Source organism: Nitrospirota bacterium (assembly GCA_016178585.1).
GTDB lineage: Bacteria > Nitrospirota > Nitrospiria > JACQBW01 > JACQBW01 > JACOTA01.
Genome location: JACOTA010000034.1, coordinates 17,515 through 28,380 on the forward strand (window position 1 = coordinate 17,515; position 10,866 = coordinate 28,380).

A 10,866-nucleotide genomic window follows, 5' to 3' on the forward strand; every position below is an offset into this window, starting at 1 on the left:
TTTTTTACAATCCGGGTAATTCTTTATTCAAAAATTTTTTCTAATATTTTTCTATAAATTCTTTCGAGTGCCATAAGATCTTCTGTTGGGACAGATTCATTCATTTTATGGATGGTTTCACTTTTAAGTCCGAGCTCCGCCACTTCAATGCCCAGGGGCGCAAAAAACCGGGCGTCTGAGGTCCCGCCGCCGGTTGATAATGAGGGCGTGATTCCCGCTATTTCTTCAACGGATTGAATGGCCGTTCGAATCAATACTCCTTTCGAGGTCAAAAAGGCTTCACCCGCAGGTTGAAATTCCAGAGAAAATTTTATCCTGGACCGGGTCAGTATCATTTCTATTTTTTCTTTAATGGAAAGAAAGGTTGAAGCGTTTCCATAACGGATGTTAAAACTCACTTCAATCCGGTCCGGGATCACGTTATCTCTTCCGCATCCTCCCTGAATATTTGTTATTTCGAGATGAGTCGGTTCGAAAAAAGCATTTCCTTGATCAAATGGGATCTGAATGAGTTGCTTTAAAATATCCAGACCTTTATGAATCGGATTTTCGGCAAGATGGGGATAAGCCACATGCCCTTGAATTCCATACAACGTCAAACGTCCGTTGATGCTTCCCCGGCGCCCATTTTTGATGGTATCCCCGAGCCGTTTTTCAGATGTGGGTTCTCCGACCAGGCAGTAATCAATTTTTTCCCCTTTTTGTTTAAGCCATTCAATGACTTTAACAGTTCCATGAACCGCCGGCCCCTCTTCATCACCGGTAATTAAAAAAGCAATGGAACCCTTTTTTAAAGGAGAGTCGTTTAAGTACGCATGTACCGCGGAAATCATAGCGGCGATCGCCCCTTTCATATCTGCCGTTCCCCTTCCGTAGAGGCGTCCCTCTCTCAAAACAGCGGAAAACGGAGGAGAGGTCCATTTTTCCTCCGGGCCGGAGGGCACGACATCTGAATGGCCGGCAAAACAAAAAAGGGGAGAGGCATCCCCGAGGCGGGCATAAAAATTTTGGACTTCTCCAAATGGAATCCGGTGAATGGCAAACCCCATTTCCTTTAAATAAGAAATAATCCTGGACTGAAGGCCGTTGTCTTTGGGCGTGACTGTATCAAATTGGATAAAATCTTTGGCCAGATCAACAACGTTCCAGGAAAAATTTTTCATCAAGCCCCTCGCAGCAGGTCATTGATTGACACTTTTTTCCGGGTTCCCGCGTCCACCTGTTTCACAATGATTGCCGCTTGGAGGGCATAGGATCCGTCTTTGGAAGGGAGAGTTCCGGGAACGACCACAGCGTAAGGGGGAATAAAGCCCATCGTTATTTCTTTCGTTTCACGATTATAAATTTTTGTGGATTGACCCAAAAAGACACCCATGGAAATGACGGCGCCTTCTCCTACGATGACGCCTTCGGCTACCTCGGAACGGGCACCGATGAAAGCATGGTCCTCGATAATTACCGGGTTGGCCTGAAGGGGTTCAAGAACCCCCCCGATCCCCGCGCCGCCTGAAATATGGACGTTTTTACCGATTTGCGCACAGGAACCGATGGTTGCCCAGGTATCGACCATCGTTCCTTCGCCGACGTGGGCGCCGATATTGACATAGGAAGGCATTAAAATCGCGCCTGGGGCGATAAAAGCCCCCTGTCTGACGGTGGCAGGGGGAACAACCCTGATTTTTGCCTGTTTAAAGTCATCGGCATGATAGTGACGAAATTTTAAGGCCACCTTATCAAAAAACTGGGAAAAACCTCCCTCTATTTTCTCGTTGTCCGTGGTTTTAAAATAAAGAAGAATCGCTTTTTTGATCCATTCATGGACAATCCAGATTTCTTTGACTTTTTCCGCGACTCTGATTTTCCCTTGATCAAGAAGACCCAGGACTTCAAGCAGTCGTTTCTTGTCATTTGCCGGGAGTGAATCGGGGGATAAAGATTCTTTTTTCTCCCAAAGTTCTTCAATCTGTTTCTTTAATTCATTCATTATCTTTTTCCCTTTTTTAAGTTTCGTTCTTCGGGTTAAAAACGGAGGGTAATGCCGATTTGTTGAGAAGGGGTTAGTTGCGAGGCCGCAGGAAGGAGGCAACCGGAATGTACATCACCGGCACATGAGGATTGCCGAGTGACGAGAACGCAGCAAATAGCCCCTTATCGACGGATCGGGACTATTATGAGGAGCCTTGTTTTAGGGACCCTAACCCATCATAATAAATTTTAAAATATTTCATTAAATCCCGGACTGAAAAAATACCGACGATTTTCCCGTTTTGTTGAACCAAAAGGTGTCTGATACCATATTTTTTCATGGTTTCATTGGCTTCTTCTCCGGAAGCGTTAATGGAAATGGTAATGAGCGGGGCGCTCATCGCCTCTTCGACCGTCATTTCCAACGGATTACGTCCTTTAGCGACGACACGCCTGACGATATCGCTTTCGCTGATGATTCCGACTTCTTTGTTATTTTTCATGACGACCAGAGAGCCGATTTTACACTGAGCCATGATTTTTGACGCCTCTTCGATTGTGGCGAGGCAGTCAATGTGAATGATGGTTTTATTCATCAAATGAGTCAGCGCATTCATGGGCAAACCTGCTTTTAATAATGCCCTATATTAAGACTTTTAGGTTTTTAAAATCAAGGTAATTCTGGGAAGGTTAAATCCTTTCACAAATAAACGGAGTATGTTAAAATCCCACGATTCTTTCACTTTCAGTTAAATAAAAAATGATGCGTTTTTTAAAAAACACCCCGGCTGCTTGAAACCGGTTAAAAGCAATTTTTGCGGGAGATTGAAAAATGAAAAGCCTCTGGTCTGATGAACAATTTAAAAAATTAAAAGGCGTTGAAGCGGTGGTCTATGCCTCCCGGTTGATTGGTCAGAATCCGAATCTCGTTTTGTGGGGGGGAGGCAACTCCTCCATGAAGGTCAACGGCATCGATCATACCGGAAAAAAGGTGCGGATTTTATGGATCAAAGGGAGCGGTTCTGATATGCGGACCATTACCGGAAAACAGTTTTGTCCTCTTCGCCTGGAGGAGTTGTTACCGCTTTTTAGTCGAAAGGATATGAGCGATGATGAAATGGTTGCTTATCAGGCAAAATGTTCGTTAGACCCCTCCGCACCTAAGGCTTCTATTGAAACATTGCTTCATGCTTTTATCCCGGCACCTCATGTTTATCATACCCATGCTGACGCCATTTGCGCATTGACCGACACGGTAAACGGAGGAAAACTGATTCAACGGGTATTTGGAAAACGGTTACTCGTGATTCCGTACTATCGGCCTGGATTCAAATTGTCCAGAACGGTCGGCGAGGCTCTCCGGAAGAATCCGGAAATTGAAGGTCTGATTTTAGATAAACATGGGTTGATTACCTGGGGAAATGAAGCTAAAGGGGCTTATCTCAAAACCATTGAATTTAATTCGATTGCCGAAGATTATATCTATCCCAGGGTTAAAAGAAAAAGGCCCTTTGGAGGACCTGTCCCAAAGCGCTTTATTTCCAGGGCGAAGGCTTATGATCGTCAGAAAGATTTAGCGTCCGCTCTTTTGATGATCAGGGGAGCGGTGAGTTCAAGTAAAAAAATGGTTTTACTCCATGACGATCGCCCGTCAGTTCTGGAATTTGTGAATTCAAAGGAAGGGGCACAGCTTTCGCGAATCGGACCCTTTACGCCAGATCATTTGATGCATGTAAAACCAAAACCTCTCTTTTTAGACGGCGTCATCCCGCCGATGGGAGATCGAAACGCCCTGAAAAACAGGATCAGCCAAAGCATTGAAAAGTACCGGCAGGATTATGAGGATTACTTTAATCAATATAAATCACCCAACGTGACCATGCTTGATCCTAACCCGCGCATCATTTTAATTCCGGGCGCTGGCATGGTGACAACAGGAAAAGACCTCAAGGCCGCCTCTATTGTGCGGGATCTTTATCTCCATACGATTGACGTGATTAAAATGGCGGGCGCTATTGATCGCTTTTCGTTCCTTTCTAAACGGGAGATTTGTGATTTTGAGTATTGGCCGATGGAAAACTATAAACTGACCCTTTTGCCTCCCGAAAAAGAGTTTTCCAGGCAGGTTGTCCTGGTCACCGGAGGGAGCCGGGGAATCGGGAGGTCGATCTGTGAGTTTTTCCTTCGTGAGGGCGCGAATGTCATCATGACCGATATTGACCTTGCAAGGTTAGAACAGGCCAGGGAAGATTTTAAAAATGAAATTTTGTCCGGGCAGTTAGCTGTCGTCGAAATGGATGTCACCCAGCCTAAAAGCGTGGAAGAAGCCTATGCCGCCTGCCTCCTTAAGTATGGCGGACTGGATATTGTGGTTTCAAACGCTGGTTATGCAAAGTCGTGTCCCGTTGATCAGCTCCAACTGGCGGATTGGGAAAAATCGTTTCAGGTTAACGCCACCGGCCATTTTTTAGTTTCCAAACGCGCGATTCAAATTTTCAAAGAACAGGGAATCGGCGGAAATATCATCTTTATTTCGACCAAAAATGTTTTGGCGCCCGGAAAAGATTTCGGAGCTTATTCGGCTTCTAAAGCGGCGGAAACCCAGCTCGCACGCATTTTGGCGATTGAAAACGGCGAATATGGGATTCGCGTAAACATCATTAACCCTGACGGCGTTTTTCTCGATTCCGGGTTATGGAATAAGGAAGTTCGAAGTGAGCGGGCCAAGGCTCACGGCATCTCCCTGAATCAGGTAGAAGATTTTTACGCAAAGCGAAATATCCTTAAAACCAAAGTTTTACCTGAAGATGTCGCCCGGGCTGTCTTATTCCTGGCTTCAAGCAGATCGGCAAAAACAACCGGGTCGATAATTCCCGTGGATGGGGGGGTCAAAGAAGCCTTTCCAAGATAGTTATTTTGGGGTGAACCGCTCTGGAAGCGATTTTACCCCTCCCGTTTAGTTCAGCTTTTTTTCTTCTTCCGGTTTTTCGTTTCCCGTCCAGATTGAAATTTCGTTTCCGCCTCTTTCTTTAACGTCAAAAACCGCTTTTCGAACAGCTTGAATGAAGTCTTCCTCGTTTTTTAGGCTGGGATTGGGAAGGGCCGCCACACCGATGCTCGCTGTGATTTTTATTTCTGCTGCCGGCGCTTTGAAGGTATGTTGAGCGATCTTTTTTTGAAAACGATTGAGTGGAATGAGCGCGTCATCCGGCGAGCTGTGCGGGAGTCCCAATAAAAAATCATCATTTTCAAAACGGGATAAGATGTCAATGTCTCGAAAGTTTTCTTGAATCAACGAAGCCGTTTCGACGAGGATCGTGTCCCCGGCGGCCTGTCCGAAACGGTGGTTTATCGTTTCAAGATGATCTAGATCAATAAAACATACCGATAAGGCAAGGCGATATCGAATGGAACGAACAAACTCGGTTTTTAACTGCAGCATAAATTGTTTACGATTCAAAAGGTTCGTGAGCGGGTCTTTTGCGGCAAGCAACTGAATCTTATCAAGGAGCGTTTCCAATTGTTGGTTTTCTTTTTCGAGAAAGTCCTGATGTTCTTTATTCCTTAAGTTTGCCAGAATTCTCGCTTTAAGTTCCTCCGGATGATAAGGCTTTGTGAGGTAGTCGTTTGCGCCCATATTCAATCCCGCGATTTTATTTTCCGATTTCTTTTCTTGAGTTAAGATGATGATCGGAATGTTTTGAGATTCGTTGTTTAATTTGAGCAATTTGCAAACTTCCAGTCCGCCTATCCCTGGGAGGACAAGGTCTAAAAGGATCAGATCCGGTTTCTTGGAATAAGCAAGTTTTAACCCTTCCAGACCATTAGAGGCATGTAAAGTAGAAAATCCAAATTCATCCAAAAGATTTAAGAGGGTTTTTGAGTGTATTTTACTATCTTCGATTAACAAAATTATAGGTATCATCACGATCCTTTCATATTCCGCTTGTTCTCTTTTATTGTAGCAAAGTTTTTATTTTTTTAATGAAAGAGTTGTTTGGATTTATGAAAACAAAAATTAAAAAAGACAGTTTGACAACTCTCTAGCGGTTAAAGTATAATACAACGTTTAATTTTTACAACATTTTATAAATGAGAGGGATCGAACCATGCAAGTCTTTAATCCTTGGGGCAAAGAAATTCTTGGGTTTCAACTGGAAGAAAATATTTTAGAGCAAATTAAAGAATTATCAACTCATTGTCAATCTTATTACATAGAGGTTGAGAAGAAAAGGAATGGTTCAGCTGATTCAGAAAGCGCCCCTTTTGTTTTCAAGGAAGAAATTTTTAGCAAATTGGATCAAATCTGCGATCAATTTAAAAACCAAGACCCTATGTACGCCTTTTTGCTGGAGCCGGTTTTAATGAAACAATCCTTTATTGCCGCGTTAATCGCTCAGATGTTAGGGTTTGAATACCGTGTCCTGAGTGTAACCCATCTAGATGGAAAATGTGAGGTAAAAGGAATGGCCCGGGACCGAGCCTCTCACAAAATTGAATCGACCGGTTTCTCTGAATTCCAACATAGCGATGATCATCTTCAAAAAATGGGCGGTTTTTATATTGCCTCGAAAAAAGCATTTATTTCAGCCATATCCACTTTAAGCGAATTGGATTTTTCGTCCAAATTCAGCGAAGTCCTGATTTAAGGACGCCTCCTTTCTCTTTCGATAAGCTTCCGCAATCTTGACCCTTCCGTAAGTTTTTGATTTCTAAAGCCTTGTCTTTCCCTAGAACAGCGATAGAAAGTTGTCATTGCGAGCGAAGCGAAGCAATCTCGCCATCGTGAACCAAGATCGCCACGCACCCTGCGGGCGCTCGCGATGACAGGCAAAACAAGGAGTTACAAATCCTATCTCTGTTCCTGGGTGCGAATGAAGGGGAAGATTATCGTTGTTGACCAGGATAATGCCTTTGCGAACGAAGTCGCGAAAGTATTAGAAATGGATCAAAATAATGTCTTCTCTTTGAATTCCGGGAAACAGGTTCTTGAAGTTTTGCGAACGGTGGGAATCCACGTGGTGATTTGCGGAACCCTTTCCTCCGAGATGACAGAACTCGAACTGTTGACGGCCGTCAAGAATGAAAACCCGAGAACCGAAGTTATTTTGATGATAAAAACCCCTACCATTGAATTATTAGAAGGAGCCATGAAGGGGGGCACATTCGATTATGTGAAGCTCCCTGTCCAGGATTGGCACTCGTTTAAGACAACTGTTTCGGAGGCCTTCCAGAAAAGCCAGCTTGCGTTTAAAAATAAACAACTGATTGAAGATCTTCTTCTAAAAAATCAAGAGCTGATGGAGGCCCACAATACGATAACCCTCATTCATCAAGATACGGAGGCGCTTTATTATTTTGGACGGTGTCTCGCGACCAGTTTAAACCTGGAAGAAATTTACGCGATGATGACCAATGCCACGAATAAGCTTTTAAATAACCGCCCAACCCTCCTGTTTCTTTTTAATGAAAAGAAGGCCCATTTATATTTGAAGAAGGCAATCGGGTTTAATGACCCTCTTGAAGAATTTATTATTCCTATTGAGGCCAAATATAAAGATAATTTAGTCGCCTGGTTGGAGGAAAAGAGTTATATCGAACAATTTATTAAGCATAACCTTCCAAACGGTTCGGAACATGATTCTTTTCTTTCAAAACCGATTATCATTCATGATAATGTTTACGGGCTTCTGACCGTGCTGCAAAACAGGGAGTCGGAGTGTACTGAAAGGGAGAGCAATTTATTTAAACAATTTGTCAGCCAATCTGCTTTTGTTCTTGAAAACGCCCTTTTACACGAAAAAACCAATGAATTAGCCAACAGGGACGAATTGACCGGTGTTTTTAATCGCCGTTATTTCCAGGAAAAAATAGAGGAAGAGATTAAGAGGGCGTCAAGGCAGAATAACCGGTTTTCGGTTTTTATTTTAGATGTGGACTATTTTAAGCATTATAATGACACCTTTGGGCACATTCAAGGCGATTTTCTGTTAAAAGAATTAGTCGCCGTCATGACGGAAAGACTGCGGTCGACCGATATCGTCTCCCGTTTTGGAGGGGATGAGTTTGTCGTTCTTTTAATAGATACCGAAAAATACGCCGCGCTTGAAATCGGAAATCAAATTCGGGAAAATATCGAGAATAACCCTAAATTTAAATTAACTGACGGAAATGAGAAAAAAATTACGATTAGTGTGGGTGTTGCTCAATACCCGGATGATGGCGTTACGAGTATTGATTTAATTCGAAAAGCCGATCAGGCCTTGTATGTCGCGAAGGCCAGAGGACGCAACCAGGTAGCCTATTAGCGTTTTTTAAATTCGGTTTAAACCCTTGTTGTTACTTTTTTTCTCTTTTAGATCTCACCCTTAACCTTCCTTAGAAAAACCCGTGATGTGGCAGAAATTTTCCTCAAAAATATTCGATCTCGCCAGAAAACATAAGGTCGAGTATATCGACGTTCGCATTATCCCACGACATGAGGAAGAAATTATCCTGGTGAAAAACGGGGAAATTCACGAGTTGGTGAAATCAGAAAAAAGCGGATTTGGAATCCGAATTTTAAAAGGGGGAGCCTGGGGATTTGCCAGTTCTTCGCGATTAGAAGAAAATGAAATTGACGAGAGATTCGAAAGCGCGCTTGATCTGGCCAGGGCCTCAAGCAAAATGCAAAGGAGACCTGTTCGTCTATTCCCGGTTCCCGTGATTTCCCACGGGTTTTATAAGACGCCGGTTCTTAAGGATCCTTTCAAAGATGTTTCCATCCAGGAAAAGATTAACACGCTCTTAAAGTTGGACGAACTGATGAAACAATCGAGCGCCAGAGTCAATGTTCGCGAGTCCAATATGACCTTTTCAAAGATTAATAAAATACTGATGAATAGCGAAGGTTCTTTTATTGAGCAAGAATTGGTGGAGAGCGGAGCGGGCATGGAAGTTATTGCTGTTTCCGGGGAGGAAGTTCAAAAGAGGTCCTATCCCAATAGTTTTAGAGGCAATATCGGGACCGCCGGTTACGAATTTATCGAATCCTTGCGTCTCGAAGACCATGCGGTGCGAATCGGGGAGGAAGCGGAGGCATTGCTTTATGCAGATCCTTGCCCTGAGGGGGAAAAGGATTTAATTTTGATGCCGGATCAACTTTGTCTTCAGATTCATGAATCGATTGGTCATGCGATCGAGCTTGACCGGATTTTTGGATCGGAGCTGACTTATGCCGGCGGGAGCTTTCTGGCTGACCACTTAAAAGAATTTGGAAGTTTCCGATATGGGTCTAAACGAGTAAACGTCGTCTCAGACCCGACTTTATCAGAAGCTCTGGGTTCTTTTGGGTATGATGACGAAGCGGTAGCCGCTCAGAAGACGGATATTATTCGCGAAGGTGTTTGGGTGGGGCTTCTGTCGTCCCGGGAAACCTGTGAGGAATTAAATGAAGTTACGGGGAAATCAATCTCGCCAAACGGATGTATGCGGGCGAGTCATAGTAACCGGATCCCTTTGATCCGGATGACCAACCTGAATTTGGAGCCCGGGTCGGGGTCTTTAAACGAACTTCTTTCAGAAACGAGAGATGGCATTCTGATGGAAACCAATGTCAGCTGGAGTATCGATGATCTTCGAAAGAACTTTAGCTTTGGCGCAGAAATCGGATGGGAAATTAAGAAGGGGAAGAAGGCCCGGATGTTAAAAAATCCGCTTTATACAGGCATGACCGTCAATTTTTGGAATTCCTGTGACGCCGTTTGCGGACCCTCTGAATGGAGAAGTTACGGAACCCCCAATTGCGGAAAAGGATTACCCGGCCAGGCGATGCATGTCGGCCACGGCGCTTCTCCAGCGAGATTCAGGAAAGTCAAAGTGGGGAGCCGGAAGGGATGAAAACCGTTGATCAAATCAGAGAATTTTTAACGGATAGTCTGGCCAAGCTGCGGAAAACAGGAATTGACCAGGGAGAAATTCTCTATTGGGAAACGGAATCAGGAACCCTTAGAACATTTTTAAACCGAATGGGGCCGAGCGTTACAAGCCGGGATGCAGATGTCTATATGACGGCAATCGTGGGGAAAAAACATGGGCAAGCTCATACGACTGACCTTTCCCATGAAGGCCTCGACCGGGTCATTCACAACTGTTACGAAAACGCCGTTTATGGAAACGATTCCGAAACTGTTTTTTGCCTGCCGGGGACTTATAAAGAGCTTCCGCCTTTCAAAAAAAAGATCTTTTTTGAATCGACATTGGACCTTTCTCCGGAAAAAAACGTGGACACTCTCCACAAAATCAGCGAAGAATCGAAAAAGAACGGTTTAACCTGTTCGGCAAGATTAATGACGGGTGGCGCACGATTGGGCATTGCCAATACCAGTGGGACGTTTTTAGTCACGGAGTACACAGAGGTTTCCTTAAGTCTTATTCTTACGGGAGATAACGGTGTTTCAGCCTATGCCAGTGACGCTTCGGAAAACATCGAATTTTTAGATCCAGGGAAGGTGGTTCAAGAGGCCATTCAAAACGCAGAACGTCAGAAACTTCGACCTCCCGTTGAACTTGATTTTTCGGGAAAGGAAACTTTTTTTGATGTCATTTTAGAGCCTTATGCGGTAGCCGAATGGATTGAAATCCTGGCATCGATCGGATTCAATGGTCTCCTTTTTGAAGAAGGAGAAAGTTTTTTAAGCGGTAAGTAACTACTCAGGAGTGTCAGGGAGGAAAAAGCATTTCAGGCAAGTACGGTTGACCTGTCAGGGACTGGGAAATGGAGTGCAAGAGGTTCCAGCCGTTTTTACGAGCTGTGGATAGGTAGCTTCTGATGCGGGCAAAGTTTTTCGCGCCTTGTAAGGTTCGGAAGCATCCGGATATTTTCTGACGCACCTTGATCATTCGGATATCTTGCTCTGACTG

Annotated in this window: 9 protein-coding genes; 5 read left to right on the top strand and 4 right to left on the bottom strand. The window is 44.1% G+C overall.

The window, feature by feature from the left end:
• Nucleotides 1-23: 23 nt before the first annotated feature.
• The 3 genes from dapE to HYR79_06205 all read right to left on the bottom strand — a co-directional run bounded on the left by dapE (nt 24) and on the right by HYR79_06205 (nt 2,582).
• Nucleotides 24-1,163 (bottom strand): succinyl-diaminopimelate desuccinylase, encoded by a 1,140-nt coding sequence (gene dapE, locus HYR79_06195; GenBank protein ID MBI1821284.1) that lies wholly within the window; start codon nt 1,161-1,163, stop codon nt 24-26.
• Nucleotides 1,163-1,984: a 2,3,4,5-tetrahydropyridine-2,6-dicarboxylate N-succinyltransferase gene (gene dapD, locus HYR79_06200; GenBank protein MBI1821285.1), complete on the bottom strand. Its 822-nt coding sequence runs from the start codon at nt 1,982-1,984 to the stop codon at nt 1,163-1,165. Before dapD ends, dapE begins: the two co-directional genes overlap by 1 nt.
• Nucleotides 1,985-2,168: 184 nt before the next feature.
• Complete coding sequence (locus tag HYR79_06205) at nt 2,169-2,582, bottom strand: CBS domain-containing protein (protein MBI1821286.1); 414 nt, start codon at nt 2,580-2,582, stop codon at nt 2,169-2,171.
• Nucleotides 2,583-2,797: 215 nt separating this feature from the next.
• On the opposite strand from HYR79_06205, the gene rhaD reads away from it, so the two are divergent.
• Complete coding sequence (gene rhaD, locus HYR79_06210) at nt 2,798-4,876, top strand: bifunctional rhamnulose-1-phosphate aldolase/short-chain dehydrogenase (GenBank protein MBI1821287.1); 2,079 nt, start codon at nt 2,798-2,800, stop codon at nt 4,874-4,876.
• A 45-nt stretch (nt 4,877-4,921) separates the two neighbouring features.
• On the opposite strand, the gene HYR79_06215 is transcribed toward rhaD, so the two are convergent.
• Nucleotides 4,922-5,893 (bottom strand): diguanylate cyclase, encoded by a 972-nt coding sequence (locus HYR79_06215; GenBank protein MBI1821288.1) that lies wholly within the window; start codon nt 5,891-5,893, stop codon nt 4,922-4,924.
• 181 nt (nt 5,894-6,074) lie between these two features.
• On the opposite strand from HYR79_06215, the gene HYR79_06220 reads away from it, so the two are divergent.
• The 4 genes from HYR79_06220 to HYR79_06235 all read left to right on the top strand — a co-directional run bounded on the left by HYR79_06220 (nt 6,075) and on the right by HYR79_06235 (nt 10,652).
• Nucleotides 6,075-6,614: a hypothetical protein gene (locus HYR79_06220; protein MBI1821289.1), complete on the top strand. Its 540-nt coding sequence runs from the start codon at nt 6,075-6,077 to the stop codon at nt 6,612-6,614.
• Between the two features lie 174 nt (nt 6,615-6,788).
• Complete coding sequence (locus HYR79_06225; protein MBI1821290.1) at nt 6,789-8,273, top strand: diguanylate cyclase; 1,485 nt, start codon at nt 6,789-6,791, stop codon at nt 8,271-8,273.
• Between the two features lie 85 nt (nt 8,274-8,358).
• The gene (locus tag HYR79_06230) at nt 8,359-9,843 is read left to right on the top strand and encodes a TldD/PmbA family protein (GenBank protein ID MBI1821291.1); all 1,485 of its coding nucleotides are present in this window, start codon (nt 8,359-8,361) and stop codon (nt 9,841-9,843) included.
• Nucleotides 9,840-10,652 (top strand): hypothetical protein, encoded by an 813-nt coding sequence (locus HYR79_06235; GenBank protein MBI1821292.1) that lies wholly within the window; start codon nt 9,840-9,842, stop codon nt 10,650-10,652. Before HYR79_06230 ends, HYR79_06235 begins: the two co-directional genes overlap by 4 nt.
• Nucleotides 10,653-10,866: the final 214 nt, after the last annotated feature.

Excerpts from the sequence above, each read along its gene's own strand:
- dapE (MBI1821284.1), bottom strand. The coding sequence starts at position 1,163 with ATGAAAAATTTTTCCTGGAACGTTGTTGATCTGGCCAAAGATTTTATC.
- dapD (MBI1821285.1), bottom strand. The coding sequence starts at position 1,984 with ATGAATGAATTAAAGAAACAGATTGAAGAACTTTGGGAGAAAAAAGAA.
- HYR79_06205 (MBI1821286.1), bottom strand. The coding sequence starts at position 2,582 with ATGAATGCGCTGACTCATTTGATGAATAAAACCATCATTCACATTGAC.
- rhaD (MBI1821287.1), top strand. The coding sequence starts at position 2,798 with ATGAAAAGCCTCTGGTCTGATGAACAATTTAAAAAATTAAAAGGCGTT.
- HYR79_06220 (MBI1821289.1), top strand. The coding sequence starts at position 6,075 with ATGCAAGTCTTTAATCCTTGGGGCAAAGAAATTCTTGGGTTTCAACTG.
- HYR79_06225 (MBI1821290.1), top strand. The coding sequence starts at position 6,789 with ATGACAGGCAAAACAAGGAGTTACAAATCCTATCTCTGTTCCTGGGTG.
- HYR79_06230 (MBI1821291.1), top strand. The coding sequence starts at position 8,359 with ATGTGGCAGAAATTTTCCTCAAAAATATTCGATCTCGCCAGAAAACAT.
- HYR79_06235 (MBI1821292.1), top strand. The coding sequence starts at position 9,840 with ATGAAAACCGTTGATCAAATCAGAGAATTTTTAACGGATAGTCTGGCC.